We start from the raw sequence: 25,012 nt of genomic DNA, 5'->3' as shown, positions 1-25,012 counted from the left end.
GGCGGCCCGTTAGCGCGTTCCCCAAGATCCCGAGGACATCCGTATGAACCTGATGAGCGTCGACCTCTACCAAAGTGCCACCGATCCGGCGAAGTTCCTGGCGCTGCCCGCCGGGACGGATCCCACCGAGCTCATGGGTCCGATGACCTTCGACCAGGACTACGCGCAGGTGGTCAAGTACCGCGAGGCCTTCGAGTTCGATCCGTCGGAAAGCTACGCCGGGGCCAATGCCGCCAAGATCGCGGCGGACATCCTGACCACCAAGTGGGCGATGTACCGCCGCGAAGACGCCTAGTGCGGCGGCGCCGCCAAGGCCGCCCCAGGCCGCTTCAGGCCGCCTCGGCTTCCTGGTAGTCGCCCACGGGCACGCAACTGCAGAACAGGTTGCGGTCGCCGTACACGTTGTCGACCCGGCCGATGGGCGGCCAGTACTTGGCCTGCTTCAGCTCGGCCAGCGGAAACGCCCCGAGCTCACGCGAATAGGGGTGCGGCCATTCGGTGCCCAGCAGGCTCGCCGCAGTGTGCGGCGCATGCTTCAGCGGGTTGTCGTCCTTCGGCCAGACGCCTTCTTCGACGCGGCGGATTTCGCCCCGGATCGCGATCATCGCGTCGATGAAGCGGTCGAGCTCGGCCAGCGGCTCGCTCTCGGTCGGCTCGACCATCAACGTGCCGGGCACCGGGAAGCTCAGTGTCGGTGCATGGAAGCCGTAGTCGATCAGGCGCTTGGCCACGTCTTCGGCCGTGACGCCGCTGGTGTCCTTGAGCGGGCGCAGGTCCAGGATGCATTCGTGCGCGACGTGGCCGTTGGGGCTTGCGTACAGCGTGGGATAGTGGTCCTTGAGGCGCGCGCTGATGTAGTTGGCGCTCAGGATCGCGATCTCGGTGGCGGCCTGCAGGCCCTTCGCGCCCATCATGCGGCAGTACATCCAGCTGATCGGCAGCACCGCCGCATTGCCCAGCGGTGCGGCCGAGACCGCACCCACGCCGTTCGATGCAATGCCGCCCGTCGCATGGCCGGGCAGGTAGGGCACGAGGTCTTCGACCACGCACACCGGGCCCACGCCCGGGCCGCCGCCGCCGTGCGGAATGCAGAAGGTCTTGTGCAGGTTCAGGTGGCTCACGTCGCCGCCGAATTCGCCCGGCGCGGCCACGCCGACCAGCGCGTTCATGTTGGCCCCATCCACATACACGCGCCCGCCGTGTTCGTGCACCAGTTCGCAGAGTTCCTTCACGCGGGTCTCGAACACGCCGTGCGTGCTCGGGTAGGTGATCATCACGGCCGCGAGCTTGTCGCTGTGCCTCTCGCAGGCGCGCTTCAGGTCGTCCATGTCGACGTTGCCTTGCGCGTCGCAGGCCGTCACCACCACCTGCAGGCCCACCATCTGCGCGCTGGCCGGATTGGTGCCGTGCGCCGACGAAGGAATCAGGCAGATGTTGCGATGGCCCTGGCCGTTGGCTTCATGGAACGAGCGGATGGCCAGCAGGCCCGCGTACTCGCCCTGCGAACCCGCGTTCGGCTGCAGGCTGATGCCCGCGTAGCCGGTGGCCTCGCAGAGCCAGGCGCGCAGCTGCGCGTCGAGCTGCGCATAGCCCACCAGCTGCTCGGCCGGCGCAAAGGGGTGGATGTTCGCGAACTCGGGCCAGGTGATCGGGATCATCTCGCTGGTGGCGTTGAGCTTCATCGTGCAGCTGCCGAGCGGAATCATGCTGCGGTCGAGCGCCAGGTCCTTGTCCGACAGGCTGCGGATGTAGCGCAGCATCGCGGTTTCGCTCTTGTGCGTGTTGAACACCGGGTGCGTGAGAAAGGCGCTGGTGCGGCGCAGGTCTTCCGGCAGCCGGGGCGCGGTATTGGCCAGGTCGTCGAAGCGCGGCATCGGCGTGCCCGCGGGCACGAACAGCGCCCACAGCGTCTCGATGTCGGCGCGCGTGGTGGTTTCGTCGAGAGAAATGCCCAGGTGCTGCTGCAGCCGCTGGCGCAGGTTGACGCCCGCGGCCTGCGCGCGTTCGATGATCTTCTGCGTGTCTTCGCCGGTGCGGATGGTCAGCGAATCGAAGGCCGTGGCATTGACCGGCTCGCGGCCCATCTGCGCCAGGCCCTGCGCGAGGATGGCCGTGAGCGCGGCCACGCGCTGCGCGATGCGGGTGAGGCCGTCGGGCCCGTGGTACACGGCGTACATGCTGGCCACGACCGCCGGCAGCACCTGCGCGGTGCAGATGTTGGAGGTGGCTTTCTCGCGACGGATGTGCTGCTCGCGCGTCTGCAGTGCGAGGCGGTAGGCCGGCTGGCCGTGGGTGTCGACGCTCACGCCGACGAGGCGGCCCGGCAGCGAGCGCTTGAATTCGTCGCGGCAGGCCAGGTAGGCGGCGTGCGGGCCGCCGTTGCACAGCGGCATGCCGAAGCGCTGCGTGGTGCCGCAGACGATGTCCGCGTCCCACTCGCCCGGCGGCGCAAGCAGGGTGAGCGCCAGCAGGTCGGCGGCCACGCAGAAGGCCGCGTCGCACTGGTGCGCATGGCCCGCGAGCGGGCGCAGGTCGTGCACATGGCCGGTGGTGGCGGGGTACTGCGCGAGCACGCCGAAGAATTCGCAGCTCGCCATCAGGTGCGGCAGCGTTTCAGAGACGGTGCTGACCCGGACCTCGATGCCCAGCGGCGCTGCGCGCGTCCTGATGACCTCGATGGTCTGCGGATGGCAGTCGCCCGACACCAGGAACACGTTGCTCTTGCTCTTGACGCTGCGCTTGGCGAGCGTCATGGCCTCGGCCGCGGCCGTGGCTTCGTCGAGCATCGAGGCGTTGGCGATGGCCATGCCCGTGAGGTCGCACACCATGGTCTGGAAATTGAGCAGCGCTTCCATGCGGCCCTGCGAAATCTCGGCCTGGTAGGGCGTGTAGGCCGTGTACCAGGCGGGGTTCTCGAGCACGTTGCGCAAGATGACGCCGGGCGTGTGCGTGCCGTAGTAGCCCTGCCCGATGAAGCTCTTGAACACCTTGTTCTTCGCCGCGATGGCCTTCAGCTCAGCCAGCGCGTCGGCCTCGCTGACGGGCGCCGGCAATCGCATCCGCCGGGCCCGGCGGATGGCCGCGGGCACGATGCCGTCGATGAGTTCCGCGCGCGTTTCCGAGCCGATCACCGGCAGCATGCGTGCCTCGTCCGCCGCATCGATGCCGATGTGGCGGGCGAGGAATTCTTCGGCGTTCTCGAGTTCTTGCAGGGAGGGGAGGGCGTGGCTGGACATGGCGAAGGTGAAGGGCGAACAGGGGACGGTGGCGGAGCGGAAGTCCGTTTTCAGCAGCGCATCAAGACTCGGCCGCGAACTTGTCGTAGCTGGCGGCGTCGAGCAATGCGTCCAGCTGCGCGGGCTCGCTGAGCTTGACCTTGAAGAACCAGCCGGTGGCCAGCGGGTCGGTGTTGGCGAGCGAAGGGTCGGCGCGCAGGGCTTCGTTCACTTCGGTGATCTCGCCCGAGACGGGCATGAACACATCGGCCGCGGCCTTGACCGATTCGACGACACCGGCCACTTCGCCCTGGGCGAAGGTCTTGCCGACTTCCGGCAGGTCGACGAACACCACGTCGCCCAGCGCGTCCTGCGCGTGCACGGTGATGCCGACAGTGGCCGCGCCGCCTTCGGCCGAGACCCATTCATGGTCCTTGGTGTACTTGATGCTCATGGTGAAAAACTCCTCGTGGAAAAAATGGATCTGAGGCCGGAGGGCCTAGCCGCGGTAGTAGCGCGTGGGCACGAAAGGCAGGGTCGAGACTTCCATCGGAACCGGCTTGCCGCGCACGATGGCCTGCACGCGGGTGCCGGGTTCCGAAAATGCCGTTGCCACATAGCCCATGGCGATCGGACGGTCGGCCGTGGGACCGAGCAGGCCGCTGGTGACGATGCCGATGTCCTGGCCTTCGAACGATTGCAGCACGGTGCCGTCGCGCACCGGAATGCGTTCCAGCGCCACCAGGCCGACGCGCTTGCGCTTCAGCGTGTCGTGGTCGGTGCGGCCCGCGGCGCCGGCGGTGGCGGCGCCGAGCTGGGCCAGCACCTTGGCTGCGCCCGGAAAGCCGCCTTCGCGCGCGCCGCCGGCGCGGCGCACTTTCTGGATCGCCCAGTTGAGCGAAGCCTCGACCGGCGTGGTGGTGGTGTCGATGTCGTTGCCGTAGAGGCAGAGCCCGGCTTCCAGGCGCAGCGAATTGCGTGCGCCCAGGCCAATGGGCTTGACCTCCGGCTGGGCCAGCAGCAGGCGGGCGAGGGCGTCGGGCGTCCTTGCCAGCCACCGAGATCTCGAAGCCGTCTTCGCCGGTGTAGCCGCTGCGGGTGGCAAAGGCCGCGATGCCGCCGATCTGCACCGCCCCGCCGGTCATGAACACGAAGCGCTCGATGCCGGGCGACAGCCGCGCCAGCGTGGCGGCGGCCTGCGGCCCCTGCAGCGCAAGCAGCGCGTGATCGGGCATGGGCTGCACGTCGCAGCGCGCGCCGATCTTCTGCTGGATGTGCGCCAGGTCGGCCACCTTGCAGGCACCGTTGACGATCACGAAGAGCGAGCCGTGTCCTTCGTTGAAGAACATCAGGTCGTCGAGGATGCCGCCCTCGTCGTTCAGCAGCAGGCCGTAGCGCTGCTTGCCGGGTGCAAGGTCGATCACGTCGACCGGCATCAGGGTCTCGAAGGCGGCCGCGGCGTCGGGCCCGACCAGGCGCAGCTGGCCCATGTGCGAGATGTCGAACAGCCCGGCCGCGTCGCGCGTGTGCTTGTGCTCGGCCATGAGCCCGGCGGGGTACTGCACGGGCATGGAATAGCCGGCAAAAGGCACCATGCGGGCGCCCAGTTCCACGTGCAGGTCGTGCAGCGGCGTCTTGAGCAATGGTGCGTCGGATGATGAAGCGGAAGCGGCCACGGGGCACTCCAAAGGGGCAGTCGAATTCCATGGCGCAAAGCCATGGGCCACCCCTGCTGTCCGCTTTACCTGAGAGATTCGCCCCACGATCGGGGTTTGCTCCTTCGGTGGGCCGCCGCGCGCATCGGTGCGGGCAGGGGCCTCTCTCCAGCAAGGAAACGCCGGCATCCGCCAGCGCCTTGTCAGTCCTTTTGCCTGAGCGTTCGGGAAACCCCTGCGCCTTCGGCGGCCTCGCATGGCGAAGCTCTCTCCTGACCCTGGCAAGTGTAGTGGATCGCGGCGCCACGGTCCGCCCGCCGATGCGGCTGCCGGCTCAGTGCACGGTCTCGGAGGCGTGCGGGAGCAACCTGGCGATACGCGCGCGCAGCGATTCGGCCCGTTCGGCGCCGGCGCTTTTCTCGACCTCCGAGAGCATCAGCGCAGCAATCGTCAGCATGGCCTCGCGGTCGCGGGCTTCACGCAGTGCGTCGCGCATCTGTTGCGCAAACCGGGGGTCGCGCCGGACGAACATGCGTTCGCAGATATCGAACAGGAACATGCGCGTGGTGGCCAGGGAACGCTTTCCGTCGAAATGATCCGCCGATGCGGCAGCCGGCGGCGGCTCCGCGATGCGGTCGACGGGCGCTGCGGGGGCGGATGGCACGTCCGCCGCCGGACAGTGCAGGTAGCCGCGGTTCAGCAACCCCTGCAAGGCCTGCTCGGCTTCGCCGGGGCTCGCGAACAGCGGGCTGAAGTCGCGCAGCGAGCGTCGGCCGTCCGCCATCAGCAGCAATGCACGCTCGCGCTGGCTGAGCGTGCGCTGCCCGCCCTGGAGTTCGTCGCGGGCCTTGTCGGTCTTGGTGGGAAACATGGCGCAACAGCTTTTTTCAGAAGATCGAGGACCGGAGCATCGTTGCAGCCGGTGACATCTTCGTGAAACCTTTGCACTACACGTCCCCCAACGAAAACGGGCAGCCGATGAGGCTGCCCGTCTTGTCGTTGGCGTCCGCGGCTACTTGGCGTAGACCAGGTCGCGCAGCGCCAGCGAGATCCAGGGCACGTAGGTGATCACCATCAGGCAGGCGAGGATCACCAGCACGAAGGGCACCAGGTACGTCACGATCCGGTCGAGCGAGATGCGCGCCACCGTGCAGGCCGCGAACAGGTTCACGCCGAAGGGCGGGGTGATCATGCCCAGCGCGAGGTTCACCACCATGATGAGCCCGAAGTGCACCGGGTCGATGCCGAAGTGCACCGCCACCGGCGCGAGGATGGGCGCGAGCACGATGATGGCTGCGCTGGTCTCGATGAACATGCCGATGATGAACAGCGCCGCGTTCACACCCAGGAGGAACATCGCGGGCGACTTCAGCACCTCCTGCAGCCAGTGGCCGATGGCGTCGGGCACGCCCGCGCGCGTGATCAGGAACGCGAACAGGCCCGCGTTGGCGATGATGAACATGATCACCGCCGACGACAGCACCGACTTGCGCAGGATGAGGTACAGGTCCTTGGGCTTGATCTCGCGGTAGATCACCACGCCCACCACCAGCGCATAGAACACCGCCACGGCCGAAGCCTCGGTGGGGGTGAAGATGCCGCCGTAGATGCCCCCCAGGATGATGACGGGCATCAGCAGCGCCCAGCCCGCCTGCCACGCCGCCTTGCCGAAAGGCATGCGGCCCTCGCCGTCGTTCTTGCCCCATCCCCGCCACTTGCAGTAGACCCAGACGAACAGCATCAGCGCCAGGCTGATGAGAATGCCGGGGCCGAAACCCGCAATGAAGAGCTCGCCGATCGACACCTCGGCGCTCACGCCGTAAAGGATCATCGGGATCGAAGGCGGGATGATCACGCCCAGCTCGGCGCTCGTGGCCTGCAGCGCCGCCGCGTAGGCGGTGGGGTAGCCGTGCTTGATGAGCGCGGGGATCAGGATGGCGCCGATGGCGAAGGTGGTGGCCACCGACGAACCCGACACCGCCGCGAAGATCATGCAGGTGAGCACGCAGGTCATCGGCAGGCCGCCCTGCACGCCGCCCACGATGCTCTTGGCAAACTCGACCAGCCGGCGCGAGATGCCGCCGGTTTCCATCAGGTTGCCGGCCAGGATGAAGAACGGGATGGCCGCCAGCGGAAACTTGTTGATCGAATTGAACATCTCCTTCACGGAAATGAGCATGTTGACGTTGGCGACCTGGATGCCCAGGATCGACGCGAGCCCGATGGACACGGCCACCGAAACCGACAGTGCGAAACACAGCACCATCGTTGCAACCATGACTGGGGTCATTGCGCGGTCTCCAGCTCAAGCCGCTTGGGATCGAGAAAATTACCAACGATGCCGAACAGGCAGAAAACCGAGCCGACCGGCATCGCGAGGTACGACCACATCATCGACAGGCTTTCGAGCCCGGCCATCGATTGCACCCGGCCACGCATGGCGTAGTCCCAGCCCCACCACAGGATGACCAGCATCAGCGCCAGCGCCGCAAGGCTGACCACGGCGTCGAGCACGCGCTTGACGCCCGGCGGGCTCCAGCGGTAGAGCACGTCCACGCTCACCATCGCGCCCTGCCGGAAGGCCATTGGGATGCCGAGGAACACCATCCAGATCAGGCTCATGCGGATCAGGATCTCACTCCATTCGGCGGGCTGCTCGAGCACGAAGCGCGTGACGATCTGGAACACGCCCAGGCCCGATGCAATGACCAGCATCACGCAGGCGGCGATCATCGAGAAGCCGGTGGTCCAGCGCTCGATGCCGAGGAATTTTTCTTTCATCTGCACCTGACTTCAAAACAAAAAAGCCCGCCGGGCCGATCCGGGCGGGCGCAAGCAAGCCGTCGATCGGACGGCAGCCGGATCACTTGTACTCGCGGATCTTGTCGAGGTTGGCCTTGCCGAAGTCCTTCTCGAACTGCGCGTTGACGGGTGCCAGCGCGGCCACGAACTTGGACTTGTCGACGTTGTCGATCACGGTCATGCCCTTGGCGCGCAGGTCGGCCACGCCCTTGGCATCGTCTTCGTCCACACGGGCGCGGTTGGCCTTGGTGCCTTCCTTCGCGGCTTCGAGGAAGGCCTGCTTGTCGGCCGCGCTGAGCTTGTCGAACGACGCCTTGTTCATCAGGAAGATGCAGGGCGAGTAGACATGGCCGGTGAGCGACAGGTGCTTTTGCACCTGGTCGAACTTGGCGGCGATGATGACCGACAGCGGGTTTTCCTGCCCGTCGACCGTGCCCTGCTGCAGGGCGGTGAACACTTCGGGGAAGGCCATGGGCGTGGTGACGATGCCGAACGACTTGTAGGCCGCGATGTGCACCGGGTTTTCCATGGTGCGCATCTTCAGGCCCTTGAGGTCTTCGGGCGCCTTGACGTCGCGCTTGCTGTTGGTCATGTGGCGGAAGCCGTTCTCGGCCCAGGCCAGCGCCTTGAACCCCTTGGCGTCGAACTTGGTCAGGAGATCCTGGCCGATGGGGCCGTCGAGCACGGCGCGCGCATGCGCCTTGTCGCGGAACAGGAACGGCACGTCGAGGATCTTCGTCTCCGGCACGAAGTTGGGCACCGGACCGGTCGAGGAGAGCGCCAGCTCCTGGGTGCCGAGCTGCACGGCCTCGATCGACTCGCGCTCGCCGCCGAGCGCGCCGTTATAGAAGGTCTGGACCTTGTAGCGGCCCCCGGTGCGCTTTTCGACTTCCTTGGCAAAGACGTCGATCGCCACGCCCTGGTGCGAGTTCTGCGCGGTCGAAATGCTGATCTTCATGGTGGTCTGCGCAAAAGCCGCGCAGGCCATGCCCATGCCCAGAACCAGGCCGGCGGCCAGTCGGGTCAATTTCATTGTGTTGTCTCCAGAGAAAAGAAGGCGCGAAGCCGAAGCCAAAAATGGCACTCCGCAGGTAGTCGCTTGACTATGCCGTAACCGGAAGCTTCACGGCGTCGGGATTTTCACGGACGTAATCGCGAATCACCGTCTCGAAATCGGCATCGGCCGACCGTCCCAGGCGCCCGGCACGCGCAGCACGGCGCCCGCTCAGGCGACACTCGCGGCTCGCGCACTCAAGGAGCCGGACGACCGGAAAGCGATGAACCTGCGATTCGTTGAAGCCTTTCACTGGGCCGTGGCGCTCAAGAGCGTCACCCGTGCGGCCGAGAAGCTGCACATCACGCAGTCGGCGCTCTCCAGCCGCATTGCCGCGCTCGAGCGGGAGCTGGGCGTGCTGCTGCTGGACCGTCGCGACAAGCAGTTCCGCCTCACGGTGGCGGGGCAGCGCTTCCATGCCTTTGCGCAGAAGCTGCTCGAGATGCAGATGCACATCAAGGCGGAGATGGGTTCGGGCGCCGTGCGCGAGGCGGTGCTGCGCGTGGGTGCGATCGAATCGGTGGTGCACAGCTGGCTCACCGGCTGGCTCAAGCACATGCAGGCGACGCACCCCGACTTCGAGCTGGAGCTCACGGTCGAAACCACGCCGGTGCTGGTCGACCAGCTCCAGCGCGGCAAGCAGGACCTGGTGTTCGCCGCGTTGCCCGCGGCCGGCGACGGCGTGCGCACGCGCGCCGTGCCGCCCATGCCCATGTGCTTCGTCGGCCACCGCGAGTTGCACCTGAAACGGCGCTACCGGCTGCCGGACCTGCTCTCGCTGGACCTGCTGACCTTCCAGCGCGGCTCGCAGCCGCACGTGGCGCTGCTGGAGCTGTTCCGCGACGCCGGCAGCCCGCCGCCGCGGGTGCATGCGATCTCGTCGATCTCGGCCATGGCGCAGCTGGTGGAAGCGGGCTTCGGCGTGGCCACGCTGCCGCGTGCGGTGGTCGAGCCGCTGGCCCGGCGCCTGCCGCTGCGCGTGCTGCCTTGCGACGATGCGATGGAGCCCCTGCCCATCTATGCCAGCTACCGCGACGATCCCTCTTCCCCGTTGCCCGAGGCTGCGCTCGGCTCCGCCGTGGTGCATGCCTCGCACCGCGCGGGCTCATCGAAAAAATCGATGAGCTGAGAAAGAAACTTTGCGTTGGCGTTCGTGAGCCCGGATTCTCACAATCCGGCGCATCACCACAGCGATGCATCCGGCATCCAAAACGCCAAATGTCAAACCGCCCCTCCTTCGTAGAACAGCCCGGCGCAGGCAGCAGCGCGCTGGACGTGCGCCATGCCTGCCGCAATGGCTCTCTCTCGAGCCACACCAGCGGGCTCGCAAACGCCCACGTCCAGGGCAACCTGGTGATCCTGCCGAAGGCGCATTCGATCGACTTCCTGCGTTTCTGCAAGGCCAATCCCAAGCCGTGCCCGCTGCTCGGCGTGTCCGAAGCCGGCGACCCTGCGATGCCGGCGCTCGGGGATGACATCGACATCCGCAGCGACCTGCCGCGCTACCGCGTGTGGCGCGACGGCGTGCTGGTGGACGAGCCCACCGACATCCGCGCGCTCTGGACCGGTGACCTGGTCAGCTTCGTCATCGGCTGCTCCTTCACCTTCGAGCATGCGCTGATGGCCGAGGGCATACCGCTGCGCCATGTGGAGCAAGGCCGCAATGTGGCGATGTACCGCACCACCGTGGCGACGACGCCGGCGGGTCCTTTCCACGGTCCGATGGTGGTGTCGATGCGCCCGCTGCGCGCCGTCGATGCCATTCGCGCGGTGCAGATCACCTCGCGCTTTCCGGCGGTGCACGGCGCGCCGGTGCACATCGGCGATCCGGAGCTGATCGGCATCCGGTCGATTGCCGATCCCGACTACGGCGATTCCGTCGAAGTCATGCCCGACGAAGTACCTGTGTTCTGGGCTTGCGGCGTCACGCCCCAGGCCGCGTTGGCCGCCGCCAGGCTGCCGTTCGCCATCACCCATGCGCCGGGTTCGATGCTGGTCACCGACCTGCTCCACCACAGCCTGGCCGCGTTCTAGCGCTCCGAATTCCAAATAAAGACAGGAGACAAAGCATGAAAACCACCCTCGACGCCACGCAGGCGGTCGACGACACACCGGCCGAAGGCAGCTGGCTGCGCACGCTCGATCCCAACGAGAAGCGCACGCTCACCGCTTCCTTCAGCGGCTATGCGGTCGATGCCTTCGACTACTACACGCTGCCGCTGGTCACGCCCATCCTGCTGTCGCTGTGGGGCATGAGCAAGACCGAGGTGGGACTGATCGGCACCGCCACGCTGGTGGCTTCCGCCTTCGGCGGCTGGGGCGCCGGGATCCTGGCCGACAAGTACGGCCGCGTGCGCATCCTGCAGCTCACCATCCTGGTGTTCGCGATCTTCACCTTTGCCTGCGGCCTGGCCCAGACACCCGAGCAACTGCTGATCGCCCGCACGCTGCAGGGCCTGGGCTTCGGCGGCGAATGGGCCGTGGGCTCGGTGCTCATCGCCGAGATGATCCGGCCCGCCTACCGCGGAAAGGCGGTGGGCCTGGTCCAGAGCAGCTGGGCCATCGGCTGGGGGGCGGCGGTGCTGGTGTCGATGGCACTGTTCTCCTTCCTGCCGCCGGAGTATTCGTGGCGCGTCATGTTCATGCTGGGCCTGCTGCCGGCACTGCTGATCGTCTTCATCCGCCGCTCGATCCGCGACCCCGAGATCTACGTTCAAAGCCGCGCCGCCGTCGAGCGCGGCGAACGCAGCGGCAACTTCCTTGCAATCTTCAAGCCCGGCATGCTGCGCACCACCGTGCTCGCGAGCCTGCTGTTCACCGGCATGCAGGGCGGCTACTACGCCATCGGCGTCTGGCTGCCGACCTTCCTGAAGAACGAGCGCCATCTCACGGTGCTGGGCTCGGGCGGCTACCAGTTCATGTTCATCGCAGGTGCGTTCATCGGCTACCTGTGCGGCGCCTACCTGTCGGACCGCCTGGGCCGCCGCCGCGCCTTCATGCTCTTTGCCGTGGGCGCAGGGTCGCTGGTGTACGCCTACACGCTGCTGCCCATCACCGACGGCCTGATGCTGGTGCTCGGCTTCCCCCTCGGCTTCTTCATGTCGGGCATCTTCAGCGGCGCGGGCGCCTTCCTCGCGGAGCTTTTCCCCAATGAGCTGCGCGGCTCGGGGCAGGGCTTTTGCTACAACTTCGGACGCGGCATCGGGGCCACCTTCCCGGCGCTGGTCGGGGTGCTGAGCGACCGCATGCACCTTCCGCTCGGCACCGCAATCGGCGTGTGCGCGGCGGTGGCCTACGCGATGGTCGTCGTGGTCGCCTTCTGTCTTCCGGAGACGCGCGGACGCGATCTGCGCCAGAACTGAGCCGGACCCACTTTCCCTTGCCTCAACCCGTCAGCATCTTCAACAGGTACATCCAATGAAAAACATCGTGCTCTGCCTTTCCGCTGTCGCCTTTGCCGGGGTCGCCTCGGCCCAGACCAAGTGGGACCTGCCCACCGGCTACGCCGCCAACAGCTTCCAGACCCAGAACGTGCAGCAGTTCGCCAACGAGGTGGACCAGCTCACGGGCGGCAAGCTCAAGATCACGCTGCATCCGGGCGCCTCGCTCTACAAGGCCAACGAGATCAAGCGTGCGGTGCAGACCGGCCAGGTGCCCGTGGCCGAGTTCATCCTTTCGGGTGCGGCCAACGAGAATCCACTGTTCGGTGCCGACTCCATCCCCTTCCTGGCCACCAGCTATCCCGCGGCCAGGCGGCTGTACGAAGCTGCCAAGCCGGCGCAGGACAAGCTGCTCGCCTCGCAGGGCATGAAGCTGCTGTTCTCCGTGCCATGGCCGGGGCAGTCGCTGTATTCGATCAAGGCCGTCAACACCCCTGCCGATCTGGTGGGTACCAAGATGCGCACCTACAACCCCGCCACGGCGCGCATCGCGCAATTGCTCAAGGCGCAGCCGGTGACCATCCAGTTGGCCGAACTGGGGCAGGCCCTGGCGACCGGCGGGGTGCAGAACTTCCTCACTTCGAGCGCCAGCGGCGTGGAGAGCAAGCTGTACGAGCAAGTGAAGTATCTGTATCCGGTCAATGCCTGGCTGCCGCGCAATGCGACGGTGGTGAGCCAGAAGGCTTTCGATGCGCTCGACAAGCCGACGCAGGACGCCGTGCTGAAAGCCGCCGCCGCGGCCGAGGTCCGCGGCTGGGCCACCAGCGAGAAAGCGGACGGCGAGTACATCAAGGAACTGGCCGCCAAGGGAATGACGATCGCCGCGCCGTCGGACAGCATCAAGGCCGCACTGGCCGCCATCGGCGAGACCATGACGGCCGAATGGCTCAAGACCGCGGGTCCCGAAGGCCAGGCCGTGATCGACGCCTACCGCAAGCCTTAAGTCCGCTCCCCGGCGGCGGGACGGTCGCTCCCGCTGCCTTTTCGCCTTTTTTCGTTGTGATCCCGAACCAGGAGCGTACGGTGGACAAGCTCGTTCTGAATTTCTACAAACTGCTGATGGCGCTGGCCTGCGTGGCCATGCTGGCCGCGTTCATCACCGTGCTGCTGGGCGTGGTGGCCCGCGAGGCCCACTGGGATATCCAGGGCCTCGATGCCTACGCCGGGTACGCCATTGCCGCGGCCCTGTTCCTCGCGCTGCCGGCCACGCTCCAGCACGGCGACCACATCCGTGTGACGCTGCTGCTGGACCGCATGCCGCCCAGGCTGCGCAACGCGCTCGAATGGTGGTGCCTGGCCGCGGCCTTCGGGCTCTCGGCGTACATCGCCTGGTATGCGGGCCGGCTGGTCTGGGTGTCCTACATGACCCATGACATCTCGCCATCCGCCGATGCCTCACCGCTGTGGATTCCGCAGATCAGCATGGCCCTGGGCTGCATCGGATTCGCGCTGTCCTTCGGCCATGCGCTGCTGCAGCGCGGGCGCGGCGAGAGCTTCATCAAGGCCACCGACGAAACGGCCCACGTCGAGTAAACAAGAACCAAAGAGACAAAAAATGGACCTCGTTATTGCATTTGCCCTCATCGTGCTGCTGTTCGCGGTACTGGGCTCGGGCCTGTGGATCGGCCTGTCGCTGCTGGCGGTGGCGCTGGTCGGCATGGAGGTGTTCACCCAGCGGCCGGTGGGTGACAGCATGATGCTCACCATCTGGGGCTCCACGTCGAGCTGGACGCTCACCGCCTTGCCGCTCTTCCTGTGGATGGGCGAGATCCTGTTCCGCAGCAAGCTCTCCGACGACATGTTCAAGGGCCTCGCGCCCTGGCTTGACCGGCTGCCGGGCCGCCTGCTGCACACCAACGTGGTCGGCTGCACCATCTTCGCGGCCATTTCGGGCTCCAGCGCGGCCACCTGCGCCACCATCGGCAAGATCACGCTGCCCGAGCTCAAGAAGCGTGGCTACCCTGACGACATCTCGGTCGGCACGCTGGCCGGTGCGGGCACGCTGGGCCTGCTGATACCGCCTTCGATCATCATGATCGTCTACGGCGTGGCGGCCAACGTGTCGATCGCCAAGCTGTTCCTGGCCGGTGTGATTCCCGGCCTGATGCTGGCGGCGCTGTTCATGGGCTACATCATCGTGTGGGCCCTGTTCAACAAGGACAAGGTGCCTGCCGCCGACGCGGCGATGACTTTCAAGCAGAAGCTGTATGCCTCGCGCCACCTGATTCCCGTGGTGTCGCTGATCGCGCTGGTGCTTGGCGGCATCTACAGCGGGATCGCGACCGCCACCGAAGCCGCCGCGCTGGGTGTCGGCGGTGCGCTGGTGCTGGCGAAGATCGAAGGGTCCCTCGACTGGGCGCGCTTCAAGGACGGGCTGGTCGCCGCCTGCCGCGTCTACTGCATGATCGGCCTGATCCTCGCGGGGGCAGCGTTCCTCACGCTGGCCATGGGCTTCATCGGCCTGCCGCGGCACCTGGCGGAGTTCATTGGCGCGCTGCACCTGGCGCCGTTCAACCTGATGCTGCTGCTGATCGTCTTCTTCATCATCCTCGGCTGCTTCCTCGACGGCATCTCGATGGTGGTGCTGACGATCGCGGTGCTGCTGCCCACCGTGGAGGCCGCGGGCTTCGACCTGATCTGGTTCGGCATCTTCATCGTGCTGGTGGTCGAGATGGCGCAGATCACGCCCCCCGTGGGCTTCAACCTGTTCGTGCTGCAGGGCATGACCAAGCGCGAGGTGACCTGGATCGCACGCACCGCGATGCCGCTGTTCTTCCTGATGATCGCGGCCGTGATCGCGACCTACTTCTTCCCCGAGATCGTGCTGTGGCTGCCGCGCCGCATGCAGGGCTGAGGCCCGGGAACGACCGTTTGCGTCCACGCAGGAGATTTCCCATGAAGCACCTGTTGCTCGCCCTGTTGCTTGCGGCTGCTTCGGCGCAGGCCGAGACCAAGTGGCAGCTGGCCACCGGCTACCGCGCCGAGTCCTTCCACACGCAGAACATCGCGTGGTTCGCCGCGGAGATCGAGCGGACCACGGCGGGGGCGCTGCGCATCGAGGTCCGACCCAACAACACACTGTTCAAGCTGGCCGACATCCGCGAGGCGGTGCAGACAGGGCAGGTGCAGGCGGGCGAGACCATCATGAGCAGCCTGGTCGAAGCCATTCCCATTGCCGGTGCCGACGCCATTCCCTTCGTGGTGGGCAACTATGCCGACGCAAGGCGGCTGTGGGACCTGCAGCGGCCCCTGATCGACAAGCACTTCGCGGCGCGGGGACTGAAGGCCCTTTACGCTGTGCCCTGGCCGCCCCAGGGCCTGTACACGGTCGCGCCGGTGCGATCGGCGGCCGACTTCAAGGGCACGCGCATGCGCACCTACAACCAGGCCACCGTGCGCATCGCAGAGATGATGGGCGCCACGCCCGTGGACGTGCCGATGGTGGACGTCAGGAAGGCATTGGCCGCGGGCCAGCTCGACAGCATGATCACCTCGGCCGTGACCGGGGTGGAGAACCAGGTCTGGGGGCAGTTCCGCCACTATCACGAGATCAATGCCTGGTTCCCGAAGAACATCGTGTTCGTCAACCTGAAGGCCTTCGATGCGCTGCCGCCCGCGGCGCGGCAAGCCGTGCTGACCGCTGCAGGCGAGGCCGAGCTGCGCGGCTGGGCAAAGAGCCAGGAAGAGGCCGACAGCGCCACCCGGAAGCTCAAGGCCGAGGGCATGCAGGTGGACCGCGTCCCGTCCAGCTTCGACGCTGAACTGAAGCGATACGGCGAGCGCTTCTCGCGCGAATGGGTGCGCTCCGTCGGCAACGAGGCCAACAGCATCTTCGTGCCGTATTACTTCCAGCGCTGACTTACTTCCAGGTGCCGCTCCGCACGTGCGGAGCAGGCGATATTCAATCAAACCAGAACTGATACACCATGAAAGACAACATCTCTCCGCCGCGCTGGCAATTCTGGATCGACCGCGGCGGCACGTTCACCGACCTGGTCGGCCGTGACCCCCAGGGCCGGCTGCACACGCTCAAGCTGCTGTCCGAGAACCCCGAGCAGTACAAGGACGCCGCCGTCGAGGGCATCCGCCGCCTGCTGAAGCTCGCGCCCGGCGAGCCCGTCACTCCCGAGCGCGTCGAATGCGTGAAGATGGGCACCACGGTGGCCACCAACGCGCTGCTGGAGCGCAAGGGCGAACCCACGGTGCTGGTCACCACCACTGGTTTTCGCGATGCGTTGCGCATCGCCACGCAGGCGCGGCCGCGGCTGTTCGACCGCCGCATCGTGCTGCCCGAGCTGCTCTACCAGCGCGTGATCGAGGCCGACGAGCGCATGGATGCGCACGGCGGCGTGGTGCAGGCGCTGGACGAGGGCGCCTTGCGCGCCGCGCTGCAAGAGGCCTTCGATGCGGGCCTGCGCGCATGCGCCATCGTCTTCATGCACGGCTGGCGCTACACCGCGCACGAGCTTGCGGCCGAACGCATCGCACGCGCCATCGGCTTCACGCAGGTGTCGGTGTCGCACAAGACAAGTCCGCTCATGAAGCTGGTGCCGCGCGGCGACACCACCGTGGTCGACGCCTACCTGAGCCCGATCCTTCGGCGCTATGTAGAGCAGGTGTCGCGGCAGATGCCGGGCGTGCCGCTGTTCTTCATGCAGAGTTCGGGCGGGCTCACGCAGGCCGACCGCTTCCAGGGCAAGGACGCGATTCTCTCGGGACCGGCGGGCGGCATCGTCGGCATGGTGCGCACCGCGCTCGATGCCGGCCATGCGCGCGTGATCGGCTTCGACATGGGCGGCACCTCGACCGACGTGTCGCACTACGCCGGCGAGTTCGAGCGCTCGTTCGAAACCCAGGTGGCCGGCGTGCGCATGCGCGCGCCGATGATGAGCATCCACACGGTGGCGGCGGGCGGCGGATCGGTCATCGCATTCGACGGCGCGCGGCTGCGTGTCGGGCCGGAGTCGGCCGGCGCCAACCCGGGCCCAGCCAGCTACCGGCGCGGCGGTCCGCTCACCACCACCGATGCGAACGTGCTGCTCGGCAAGATCCAGCCCTCGTACTTTCCCCCTGTCTTCGGCCCCGACGGCGACGAACCGCTCGACCTGGCTGCTGCGCGGCGGGGCTTCGAAGCCATGGCGCAGCGCATGTCGGAGGCCACGGGCCGCGCTGTGAGCGCTGAAGAAGTTGCGAGCGGCGCGCTGCGCATCGCGGTGGCCAGCATGGCCAATGCGGTCAAGCGCATTTCGGTGGCGCGCGGCTACGACGTCACACAGTACACGCTGCAGTGCTTCGGCGGCGCGGGCGGGCAGCACGCCTGCCTGGTGGCCGATGCACTGGGCATGCGCAGCGTCTACCTGCATCCACTCGCGGGCGTGCTCTCGGCCTTCGGCATGGGGTTGGCCGACCAGCTGGCCATGCGCGAACTGGCGCTGGAACGCAGGCTCGACGGGGCCGGGCTGGCTGGCGCGCGCAAGGCCGCGGACGCGCTCGCGGCAGAGGCCAAGGGAGAACTGCGCGAGCAGGGCGTGGCGGATGCGGTCATCGCCGCGGTGTACCGCGTGCAGCTTCGCTACGAAGGAACCGATACCGCGCTGGCTTGCACGCTCCCCATGGAGGGCTCGGCCGACGAGGCGATCGCCGCGATGCGCGGCGAGTTCGAAAACGCCTACCGCCGCCGCTTCGCCTTCCTGATGGCCGATCGCCAACTCGTGCTCGAAGCGGTCACGGTCGAAGCCGTGGGCGCCGGCGAGCGCGCCGCACCGCCGGCCGCGCCGGCCGATACCGTTCCCCATGCGCCCGAGCCGCTGGCCCGGGTGCGCATGTACTGCGAGGCCGACGAAGAAGCCGCCGGCTGGCGCCATGCCGCGCTGTTCGACGAAGCGGCCCTCCGGCCGGGCGCCGCGGTCGACGGCCCCGCCATCCTTGCGGGCCGCAACGCCACCACGGTGATCGAGCCCGGCTGGCAGGCCCGCACCACCGCCACCGGCATCGAGCTGCACCGCGTGCGCCCGCGCGTCGCCACGCAGGCCATGGGCACGAGCGCCGACCCGGTGATGCTCGAGGTGTTCAACAACCTCTTCATGAACATTGCCGAGCAGATGGGCCTGCGCCTGCAGAACACGGCCTACTCGGTCAACATCAAGGAGCGGCTCGACTTTTCCTGCGCGCTGTTCGACGTGCAGGGCAACCTGATCGCCAATGCGCCGCACATGCCGGTGCACCTGGGCTCGATGAGCGAATCGATCAAGACCGTGATCGACGGCAACCCCGGCATGAAGCCCGGCGACGTCTTCGTGCTGAACGACCCCTACCACGGCGGCACGCACCTGCCCGACATCACGGTGGTGACGCCGGTGTACCTCGAGGCGCGCGATGCACGGCCTTCGTTCTACGTGGCTTCGCGCGGCCACCATGCCGATGTCGGCGGCATCACGCCGGGCTCGATGCCGCCGTTCTCCAGCACCATCGGCGACGAAGGCGTGCTGATCGACAACTTCAAGCTCGTGGAGGGCGGCCGCCTGCGCGAAGCCGAGCTGCGCGCACTGCTGGGCGGCGGGGCGCACCCGTCGCGCAACATCGAGCAGAACCTGGCCGACCTGCGCGCGCAGATCGCCGCCAACGAGAAGGGCGTGCAGGAGCTGCAGGCCATGGTCGCGCAGTTCGGCCGCGAGACGGTGGCTGCCTACATGGGCCACGTGCAGGACAACGCCGAGGAGTCGGTGCGCCGCGTGATCACGGCGCTCAAGAACGGCGAGTTCACGCTGCCGCTGGACAACGGCGCGCAGATCCGCGTGCGGGTCGAGGTCGATCCGGTGGCGCGCTCGGCCACGGTCGATTTCACCGGCACCAGCGCGCAGCTGCCCAACAACTTCAACGCCCCGCGCGCCATCACCATGGCGGCCGTGCTCTACGTGTTCCGCACGCTGGTGGACGACGACATTCCGCTCAATGCGGGCTGCCTGAAGCCGATCAAGGTGATCGTGCCCGACGGCTGCATGCTCAACCCGTTGCCGCCGGCCGCGGTGGTGGCGGGCAATGTCGAAACCTCGAGCTGCGTGACCAATGCGCTCTACGGTGCGCTGGGCGTGATGGCTGCCAGCCAGTGCACCATGAACAACTTCACCTTCGGCGACGGCGCGCACCAGTACTACGAAACCATTTCGGGCGGCTCGGGCGCGGGCCCCGGCTTCGACGGTACGAGCGTGGTCCAGACCCACATGACCAACTCGCGCCTGACCGACCCCGAGGTGCTGGAGTTCCGCTACCCGGTGCGGCTCGACAGTTATCGCCTGCGCACCGGTTCGGGTGGGGCGGGGCGTTGGCATGGCGGCGACGGCGGTGTGCGGCGCGTGCGCTTCCTGGCACCGATGACGGCATCGATCCTCAGCAATGGCCGACTCTACGGGGCGTTCGGCGGTGCGGGTGGCGAGGCCGGTGCCGTGGGCGTCAACCGTGTCGAGCGGGCCGATGGGACGGTCGAGGCGCTGGACCACATCGGGCAGGTGCAGATGGCGCCAGGGGACGTGTTCGTGATCGAGACGCCTGGTGGGGGAGGGTGGGGCGAGGGCTGAGCGTCGGGTCCTGTGGGGCGGGGCGCGATCCCGCCGACGGCGTGCTCTGCTCCGCGAATGTCCCCCGGCGCGGCCTAGGGCCGCAGGCCGCCTCCTTTATTTCGCTGCGCAGAGACCGCGAATTACATCCCCACGTAGTTAGGCCCGCCGCCCCCTTCAGGCGTGACCCACACGATGTTCTGCGTCGGGTCCTTGATGTCGCAAGTCTTGCAATGCACGCAATTCTGCGCATTGATCTGCAGGCGCTCCTTGCCGCCTTCGGTGGCCACGAACTCGTAGACACCGGCGGGGCAATAGCGGCTTTCGGGCCCCGCGAACTTCGACAGGTTGATGTTCACCGGCACCGACGCATCCTTGAGCGTCAGGTGGGCCGGCTGCTGTTCCTCGTGGTTGGTGTTGCTGATGAACACGCTCGAGAGGCGGTCGAAAGTGAGCTTGCCGTCCGGCTTGGGGTACGTGATGGGCTTGCACTCCGCTGCCGGCTTGAGGTACAGGTGGTCCGGCTTGCTCCGGTGCAGGGTCCATGGAATGTGGCCCTTGAGCAGCCATTGCTCGATGCCGTTCATGAAGGTCGCGATTCCCAGGCCCTTCTTGAACCACGCCTTGAAGTTGCGGGCCTTGTTCAGCTCCGTGTAGAGCCAGCTCTTCTCGAAGGCGGCCGGATACGCCGTGAGCTCGTCATGCTGGCGGCCGGCCTGCAGTGCATCGAACGCCGCTTCGGCGGCCAGCATGCCGGTCTTGATCGCGGCGTGGCTGCCCTTGATGCGGCTCACGTTCAGGTAGCCCGCTTCGCAGCCGACCAGCGCGCCGCCCGGGAACACCGTCTTGGGCAGCGACATCAGGCCGCCCGCCGTGATGGCGCGCGCGCCGTAGCCGATGCGCTTGGCCGGCTTGATGCCCTTGGCTTCGTCGCCTTCCAGGTACCAGCGGATGTTCGGGTGCAGCTTCCAGCGCTGCATTTCCTCGAACGGGCTCAGGTACGGGTTGCTGTAGTCCAGCCCGGTGATGAAGCCCATGGAGATCTTGTTGTCCTCCATGTGATAGAGAAAGGCGCCGCCGTAGGTGTCGCTGTTCATCGGCCAGCCGGCGGTGTGCAGCACGAAGCCGGGCTGGTGGCGCTTGGGGTCGATCTCCCACACTTCCTTCACGCCGAGGCCGTAGGTCTGCGGGTCCTTGCCTTCGTCCAGCTTGAAGCGGCTGATGAGCTGCCGGCCGAGGTGGCCGCGCGCGCCTTCGGCAAACACCGTGTACTTGCCCAGGAGCTCCATGCCGAGCTGGAAGTTCTCGGTGGGTTCGCCGTCCTTGCCCACGCCCAGGTTGCCGGTGGCGACGCCGCGCACCGAACCGTTCTCGTTGTAGAGCACTTCGGCCGCCGGGAAGCCGGGGAAGATTTCGACGCCCAGGTTCTCGGCCTGCTGCGCGAGCCACTTGGTGAAGGCGCCGAGGCTGATGATGTAGTTGCCGTGGTTCTGGAAGCAGGCCGGCAGGAAGGCATTGGGCGTGCGCAGGCCCGATTTTTCGCCCAGGAACACCATCGCGTCGTCGGTCACGGGCTGGTTCAGCGGGGCGCCTTGTTCCTTCCAGTCGGGCAGCAGCTCGTTGAGGGCGCGCGGGTCCATGATTGCGCCCGAGAGGATGTGCGCGCCGGGCTCGGAGCCCTTCTCGAGCACCACCACCGAGATTTCCTTTTCGTGCTGGGCCGCGAGCTGCTTGAGCCGGATGGCGGTCGAGAGGCCGGCCGGGCCGCCGCCGACGACCACCACGTCATATTCCATGGATTCGCGGGGGCCGAACTGGGCGAGGATTTCGTCGTGGGTCATGTGGGTCTCGTCGATAATGATTTGAGGCTCGGACGCTTCGAGGGCGCGAAACATTTTATGTGGAGTGCCGGGCGTCGCCTCGGCGACTCGGAAACGACCCAACAGGACCCCTTCCATGGCTTACAGCATCGACCTTTCGGGCCGCGTGGCCTTCGTCACCGGCGCTTCCAGCGGGCTGGGCGCGCAATTTGCCAAGACGCTGGCGCGCGCCGGCACCGCGGTGGTGCTGGCGAGCCGCCGGATCGAGAAGCTCAAGGAGCTGCGCGCGCGCATCGAGGGCGAGGGCGGCGACGCGCATGCCGTCGAGCTCGACGTCACCGACATCGGCAGCATCAAGGCCGCGGTGGCGCGCGCCGAGACCGAGGTCGGCCCGATCGACATCCTGGTCAACAACTCGGGCGTGAGCACCACCCAGCGCCTCGCGGATGTCACGCCCGACGACTACGACTACATCTTCGACACCAACGTCAAGGGCTCGTTCTTCGTGGCGCAGGAGGTGGGCAAGCGCATGCTGGCGCGCGCCAGCGGTTCGGCGCCGGGCACCTACATCGGCGGGCGCATCATCAACATCGCATCCGTGGCGGCGCTCAAGGTGCTGCCGCAGATCGGCACCTACTGCATGAGCAAGGCCGCGGTGGTGCAGATGACCAAGGCGATGGCGCTCGAATGGGGCCGCCACGGCATCAACGTGAACGCGCTGTGCCCCGGCTACATCTCGACCGAGCTCAACCAGGACCATTGGCTTTCCGAAGGCGGCGCCAAGCTCGTGAACATGCTGCCGCGCAAGCGCGTGGGCCAGCCCGAGGACCTCGATGGCCTGATCGTGCTGCTGGCCAGTGGCCAGAGCCATTTCGTGAACGGTGCCGTGATTGCCGCGGACGACGGCTTCGCGCTCTGACCTGCCCATTGCACAAGACCGACCGATGAGAATCGAAATTCCCGAGAAGAAGAAGTTCGTCTTCGAGATGTCCATCCCCATACGCTGGGGCGACATGGACGCCATGGGCCACCTGAACAACGGCACTTACTTTCGCTACCTGGAAACCGCGCGCATCGACTGGATCCGGTCGCTCGGCATCGAGCCCGCGCCGGGCGGCGAAGGCATGGTGATCGTCAATGCCTTCTGCAACTTCTACCGCCAGATCGAGTATCCCGGCGACGTGCTGCTCAAGATGTACGTGAGCGACCCGGCCCGCACCACGTTCGAAAGCTGGGCCACCATGGCGCGCGCCGAAGCGCCCGAGGTGATCTGCGCGGCGGGCGGTGCGACCACGATCTGGGTCGATTTTCCGAAGCAGAAGGCGCTGCCGTTGCCGGACTGGCTGCGCGCGGTCGTGAGCGACTGAGCGGCCCGCGCCTCGTCCCTGGCGCGGCGCCTCAGGCCGGCCGCAGCACGATGCGCGCCTCGAACCCGCTGGCGGCCCCTGCCGGGGGCGATGCCAGTTCGAGCTTCGCGCCGTGTTTCTCGACGATGGTGCCCACGATGGACAAACCCAGGCCGTAGCCTGCGCGATCGGAGCTGTGCCGCACATGGCGCTGCTGCAGCGTGGCGAGCTGCTCTGCGCTGACGCCCGGGCCGAAGTCGCGCACCGCGAGCGTGCAGGCCGCCATCACCTCGATCACCACGCGGCCGCTCCCGCCATAGCGCAGGGCGTTTTCCACCAGGTTGCGCAGCGCGATGGCCAGCGCATCGACGTCGCCCGAGGCCACGGGCGCGATGGCGTCGGGCACCTTGAGCGCGAGGCGCTCGCTGATCTGCGGGTCTTTCCAGAATTCCTGCACCACCGCGCCCGCGAGTTGCACCAGGTCGACCCGCGAGCGCGCGAGCGAGGCGCCCGATTCGGCGCGCGAGAGCTGCAGCAGCTTTTCGGTGCGGTGGCTCAGGATCTGCAGCGCGTCGAGCGCAGCCTGCACATCGTTGCGCTGCAGGTCGTGCTCGAGCGCCGTCTGCAGCCGCAGCCGCGCGGCCGCCAGCGGGGTTCGCAGTTCGTGCGCCGCATTGGCGGCCAGCGCGCGCTCGACGTCCAGCGACTGCGACAGGCGCTCCAGCAGGCTGTTGACGTGGTCGCCCACGGATCGCAGCTCGCGCGGCAGGCCGGGCAGCGTGATGGGCCGCAGGTCGGCGCCGCTGCGTTTCTCGATCTCGCCCGCGAGCTCCTGCAGCACGCGCAGTTCGGCGCGCGCCACGTTGCGCAGCACGAGCGCCAGCAGCGGCAGCACGGCGCCCAGCGGAATGATCAGGCCGTACAGCGTCCGGTTCAGCGCGGTGCGCCGTTCGTCCAGCGGATCGGCCACCTGGAAGTACAGGCCGCGCGCGGGATGCCGCACGGTATAGACGCGCCAGGTCTGGTTGTTGGCGAAGCCCGCGGCCAGCGGCACGTCGAAGGCCGCGTTGGGCGCTTCGGCCGAGCGCAGCAGCACATGCTCGTGGATGTCGACGATCTGGTAGTTGACGGCGTCTTCCGAGAACAGCTGCTTGGGCGCGACCATCGGCAGGGCGCCGGGCGTGGCCCCCTGCGGCTGGAGCTTGTCGAGTTCCTGCACCGCCATGTCGAACATGCGGTGCGACACCTCGACCAGTTCGTTGTCGAAGTTGTGGTTGATCTCGCGGTCCACATACCAGACCACGGCCAGCACGCACAGCATCCACACGCCGCCGACCCAGACGATCAGCGTGCGGGTCAGGCGGCCGGCCAGCGTGTCGGGGCCGGTCTGCTTGGCGACGAAGGCGCTCATTCGTCGTCGTCGGCCGAAGTGGACAGGCGATAGCCGAGGCCGCGCAGTGTCTGGATATGGCTCTTGCCCAGCTTGCGCCGCAGCCGGCTGATGAACACCTCGAGCGTGTTGCTGTCGGCTTCGTCGCCGAAGCCGTAGAGCGCGTCGGCCAGGTTCTCGCGGGTGTGGATCCGTTCGGGCCGCGTGGCCATGACACGCAGCAGCGCCCATTCCTTCTGGGTGAGGACGACCGGGTTGCCGTCCTTGCGCACGCGGTCCTGCGCGAGGTCGATCTCCAGCGTGCCGAGCTGCAGCACCGGCGCCGTGCCGGCGCTTCGCCGCCGCTCGACCGCGCGCAGCCGTGCCAGCAGTTCGGCCGGGTCGTAGGGCTTGATGAGGTAGTCGTCGGCGCCGGCATCGAGTCCGCGGATGCGGTCGGTCACCTGGTCGCGCGCGGTCAGCACGATGACGATGGGAGGCTCTCGCAGTGCGCGCACCTGCGGCAGCAGCGACAGGCCGTCGCCGTCGCCCAAGTGCAGGTCGAGCAGCACGGCGGCATATTGGACCGAATGCAGCGCACCCCGGGCTTCGGCCAGGCTGGACGCCACATCGACCACGAAGGCCTTCGCCAGCAGGTAGCTGCAGACGGCGTCTGCCAACGCACTGTCATCTTCGACGAGCAATATGCGCACGCGAGGTCTTCTTTCTTGCAAAAAACCGAGTCTAGCGCCGCGCGC

At 67.2% G+C, this 25,012-nt stretch carries 20 protein-coding genes, 2 pseudogenes and 2 riboswitches; of the genes and pseudogenes, 11 read left to right on the top strand and 11 right to left on the bottom strand.

Going from position 1 to position 25,012, the window contains the following annotated elements:
* The first annotated feature begins 43 nt into the window (after positions 1–43).
* Positions 44–295, top strand: coding sequence for a hypothetical protein (locus tag ABID97_RS19660; protein WP_354400163.1), 252 nt, complete (start codon positions 44–46; stop codon positions 293–295).
* 34 nt (positions 296–329) lie between these two features.
* Here ABID97_RS19660 and gcvP read toward each other — a convergent pair whose 3' ends face one another.
* The 8 genes and pseudogenes from gcvP to ABID97_RS19620 form a co-directional block, all read right to left on the bottom strand.
* Positions 330–3,236 (bottom strand): aminomethyl-transferring glycine dehydrogenase, encoded by a 2,907-nt coding sequence (gcvP, locus tag ABID97_RS19655; protein WP_354400161.1) that lies wholly within the window; start codon positions 3,234–3,236, stop codon positions 330–332.
* 61 nt (positions 3,237–3,297) lie between these two features.
* Positions 3,298–3,669, bottom strand: coding sequence for a glycine cleavage system protein GcvH (gene gcvH, locus ABID97_RS19650; RefSeq protein ID WP_354400160.1), 372 nt, complete (start codon positions 3,667–3,669; stop codon positions 3,298–3,300).
* 45 nt (positions 3,670–3,714) lie between these two features.
* Positions 3,715–4,810, bottom strand: a pseudogene (gcvT, locus tag ABID97_RS19645) (glycine cleavage system aminomethyltransferase GcvT).
* A 127-nt stretch (positions 4,811–4,937) separates the two neighbouring features.
* A riboswitch (glycine riboswitch) is annotated at positions 4,938–5,052 on the bottom strand.
* A 12-nt stretch (positions 5,053–5,064) separates the two neighbouring features.
* Positions 5,065–5,155: riboswitch (glycine riboswitch) on the bottom strand.
* Between the two features lie 49 nt (positions 5,156–5,204).
* Complete coding sequence (locus ABID97_RS19640; protein WP_354400159.1) at positions 5,205–5,741, bottom strand: hypothetical protein; 537 nt, start codon at positions 5,739–5,741, stop codon at positions 5,205–5,207.
* A 141-nt stretch (positions 5,742–5,882) separates the two neighbouring features.
* A complete protein-coding gene (locus ABID97_RS19635; protein WP_307576371.1) occupies positions 5,883–7,160 on the bottom strand; it encodes a TRAP transporter large permease in 1,278 nt (425 codons plus the stop codon).
* The gene (locus ABID97_RS19630; protein ID WP_354400156.1) at positions 7,157–7,651 is read right to left on the bottom strand and encodes a TRAP transporter small permease; all 495 of its coding nucleotides are present in this window, start codon (positions 7,649–7,651) and stop codon (positions 7,157–7,159) included. Before ABID97_RS19630 ends, ABID97_RS19635 begins: the two co-directional genes overlap by 4 nt.
* 82 nt (positions 7,652–7,733) lie before the next feature.
* Positions 7,734–8,705: a TRAP transporter substrate-binding protein gene (locus ABID97_RS19625; RefSeq protein WP_354400155.1), complete on the bottom strand. Its 972-nt coding sequence runs from the start codon at positions 8,703–8,705 to the stop codon at positions 7,734–7,736.
* 70 nt (positions 8,706–8,775) lie between these two features.
* A pseudogene (locus ABID97_RS19620) lies at positions 8,776–8,880 on the bottom strand (NAD-dependent epimerase); the annotation flags it as partial.
* A 69-nt stretch (positions 8,881–8,949) separates the two neighbouring features.
* Here ABID97_RS19620 and ABID97_RS19615 point away from each other — a divergent pair.
* From ABID97_RS19615 to ABID97_RS19580, 8 genes are all read left to right on the top strand, one after another.
* Positions 8,950–9,855 carry a LysR family transcriptional regulator gene (locus ABID97_RS19615; RefSeq protein WP_354400154.1) on the top strand — a complete coding sequence of 302 codons (906 nt, stop codon included), beginning with the start codon at positions 8,950–8,952 and terminating at the stop codon, positions 9,853–9,855.
* 89 nt (positions 9,856–9,944) lie between these two features.
* Entirely contained in the window at positions 9,945–10,760 is an 816-nt protein-coding gene (locus ABID97_RS19610; RefSeq protein WP_354400153.1) for a putative hydro-lyase, read from the top strand.
* A gap of 35 nt (positions 10,761–10,795) precedes the next feature.
* Positions 10,796–12,088 carry an MFS transporter gene (locus ABID97_RS19605; RefSeq protein WP_354400152.1) on the top strand — a complete coding sequence of 431 codons (1,293 nt, stop codon included), beginning with the start codon at positions 10,796–10,798 and terminating at the stop codon, positions 12,086–12,088.
* Between the two features lie 55 nt (positions 12,089–12,143).
* Positions 12,144–13,109 carry a TRAP transporter substrate-binding protein gene (locus ABID97_RS19600; RefSeq protein ID WP_354400151.1) on the top strand — a complete coding sequence of 322 codons (966 nt, stop codon included), beginning with the start codon at positions 12,144–12,146 and terminating at the stop codon, positions 13,107–13,109.
* A gap of 80 nt (positions 13,110–13,189) precedes the next feature.
* Complete coding sequence (locus ABID97_RS19595) at positions 13,190–13,699, top strand: TRAP transporter small permease (protein WP_354400150.1); 510 nt, start codon at positions 13,190–13,192, stop codon at positions 13,697–13,699.
* Between the two features lie 22 nt (positions 13,700–13,721).
* Complete coding sequence (locus ABID97_RS19590) at positions 13,722–15,020, top strand: TRAP transporter large permease (RefSeq protein WP_354400149.1); 1,299 nt, start codon at positions 13,722–13,724, stop codon at positions 15,018–15,020.
* A 41-nt stretch (positions 15,021–15,061) separates the two neighbouring features.
* Positions 15,062–16,024, top strand: a complete 963-nt coding sequence (locus ABID97_RS19585) for a TRAP transporter substrate-binding protein (protein WP_354400148.1) — start codon at positions 15,062–15,064, stop codon at positions 16,022–16,024.
* A gap of 68 nt (positions 16,025–16,092) precedes the next feature.
* Positions 16,093–19,740 carry a hydantoinase B/oxoprolinase family protein gene (locus ABID97_RS19580; RefSeq protein WP_354400146.1) on the top strand — a complete coding sequence of 1,216 codons (3,648 nt, stop codon included), beginning with the start codon at positions 16,093–16,095 and terminating at the stop codon, positions 19,738–19,740.
* Positions 19,741–19,862: 122 nt separating this feature from the next.
* Here the strand turns inward: ABID97_RS19580 and ABID97_RS19575 are convergent, their stop codons facing one another.
* Positions 19,863–21,560, bottom strand: a complete 1,698-nt coding sequence (locus ABID97_RS19575) for an electron transfer flavoprotein-ubiquinone oxidoreductase (RefSeq protein ID WP_354400145.1) — start codon at positions 21,558–21,560, stop codon at positions 19,863–19,865.
* A 115-nt stretch (positions 21,561–21,675) separates the two neighbouring features.
* Here ABID97_RS19575 and ABID97_RS19570 point away from each other — a divergent pair, with 115 nt between their 5' ends.
* Together ABID97_RS19570 and ABID97_RS19565 are read left to right on the top strand one after the other, a co-directional pair.
* Positions 21,676–22,458, top strand: a complete 783-nt coding sequence (locus tag ABID97_RS19570) for an SDR family oxidoreductase (RefSeq protein ID WP_354400144.1) — start codon at positions 21,676–21,678, stop codon at positions 22,456–22,458.
* Between the two features lie 25 nt (positions 22,459–22,483).
* The gene (locus ABID97_RS19565) at positions 22,484–22,906 is read left to right on the top strand and encodes an acyl-CoA thioesterase (protein ID WP_354400142.1); all 423 of its coding nucleotides are present in this window, start codon (positions 22,484–22,486) and stop codon (positions 22,904–22,906) included.
* 31 nt (positions 22,907–22,937) lie between these two features.
* Here ABID97_RS19565 and ABID97_RS19560 read toward each other — a convergent pair whose 3' ends face one another.
* Together ABID97_RS19560 and ABID97_RS19555 are read right to left on the bottom strand one after the other, a co-directional pair.
* Complete coding sequence (locus ABID97_RS19560; RefSeq protein ID WP_354400141.1) at positions 22,938–24,296, bottom strand: sensor histidine kinase; 1,359 nt, start codon at positions 24,294–24,296, stop codon at positions 22,938–22,940.
* The gene (locus ABID97_RS19555; RefSeq protein ID WP_354400140.1) at positions 24,293–24,967 is read right to left on the bottom strand and encodes a response regulator; all 675 of its coding nucleotides are present in this window, start codon (positions 24,965–24,967) and stop codon (positions 24,293–24,295) included. Before ABID97_RS19555 ends, ABID97_RS19560 begins: the two co-directional genes overlap by 4 nt.
* Between the last annotated feature and the right edge of the window lie 45 nt (positions 24,968–25,012).

This window comes from Variovorax sp. OAS795 (assembly GCF_040546685.1).
GTDB lineage: Bacteria > Pseudomonadota > Gammaproteobacteria > Burkholderiales > Burkholderiaceae_C > Variovorax.
The sequence above is the reverse complement of the archived record's forward strand: the minus strand, read 5'-3'. Positions and strand labels throughout refer to the sequence as shown.

Excerpts from the sequence above, each read along its gene's own strand:
- ABID97_RS19660 (WP_354400163.1), top strand. The coding sequence starts at position 44 with ATGAACCTGATGAGCGTCGACCTCTACCAAAGTGCCACCGATCCGGCG.
- gcvP (WP_354400161.1), bottom strand. The coding sequence starts at position 3,236 with ATGTCCAGCCACGCCCTCCCCTCCCTGCAAGAACTCGAGAACGCCGAA.
- gcvH (WP_354400160.1), bottom strand. The coding sequence starts at position 3,669 with ATGAGCATCAAGTACACCAAGGACCATGAATGGGTCTCGGCCGAAGGC.
- ABID97_RS19640 (WP_354400159.1), bottom strand. The coding sequence starts at position 5,741 with ATGTTTCCCACCAAGACCGACAAGGCCCGCGACGAACTCCAGGGCGGG.
- ABID97_RS19635 (WP_307576371.1), bottom strand. The coding sequence starts at position 7,160 with ATGACCCCAGTCATGGTTGCAACGATGGTGCTGTGTTTCGCACTGTCG.
- ABID97_RS19630 (WP_354400156.1), bottom strand. The coding sequence starts at position 7,651 with ATGAAAGAAAAATTCCTCGGCATCGAGCGCTGGACCACCGGCTTCTCG.
- ABID97_RS19625 (WP_354400155.1), bottom strand. The coding sequence starts at position 8,705 with ATGAAATTGACCCGACTGGCCGCCGGCCTGGTTCTGGGCATGGGCATG.
- ABID97_RS19615 (WP_354400154.1), top strand. The coding sequence starts at position 8,950 with ATGAACCTGCGATTCGTTGAAGCCTTTCACTGGGCCGTGGCGCTCAAG.
- ABID97_RS19610 (WP_354400153.1), top strand. The coding sequence starts at position 9,945 with ATGTCAAACCGCCCCTCCTTCGTAGAACAGCCCGGCGCAGGCAGCAGC.
- ABID97_RS19605 (WP_354400152.1), top strand. The coding sequence starts at position 10,796 with ATGAAAACCACCCTCGACGCCACGCAGGCGGTCGACGACACACCGGCC.
- ABID97_RS19600 (WP_354400151.1), top strand. The coding sequence starts at position 12,144 with ATGAAAAACATCGTGCTCTGCCTTTCCGCTGTCGCCTTTGCCGGGGTC.
- ABID97_RS19590 (WP_354400149.1), top strand. The coding sequence starts at position 13,722 with ATGGACCTCGTTATTGCATTTGCCCTCATCGTGCTGCTGTTCGCGGTA.
- ABID97_RS19585 (WP_354400148.1), top strand. The coding sequence starts at position 15,062 with ATGAAGCACCTGTTGCTCGCCCTGTTGCTTGCGGCTGCTTCGGCGCAG.
- ABID97_RS19580 (WP_354400146.1), top strand. The coding sequence starts at position 16,093 with ATGAAAGACAACATCTCTCCGCCGCGCTGGCAATTCTGGATCGACCGC.
- ABID97_RS19575 (WP_354400145.1), bottom strand. The coding sequence starts at position 21,560 with ATGACCCACGACGAAATCCTCGCCCAGTTCGGCCCCCGCGAATCCATG.
- ABID97_RS19570 (WP_354400144.1), top strand. The coding sequence starts at position 21,676 with ATGGCTTACAGCATCGACCTTTCGGGCCGCGTGGCCTTCGTCACCGGC.
- ABID97_RS19565 (WP_354400142.1), top strand. The coding sequence starts at position 22,484 with ATGAGAATCGAAATTCCCGAGAAGAAGAAGTTCGTCTTCGAGATGTCC.
- ABID97_RS19560 (WP_354400141.1), bottom strand. The coding sequence starts at position 24,296 with ATGAGCGCCTTCGTCGCCAAGCAGACCGGCCCCGACACGCTGGCCGGC.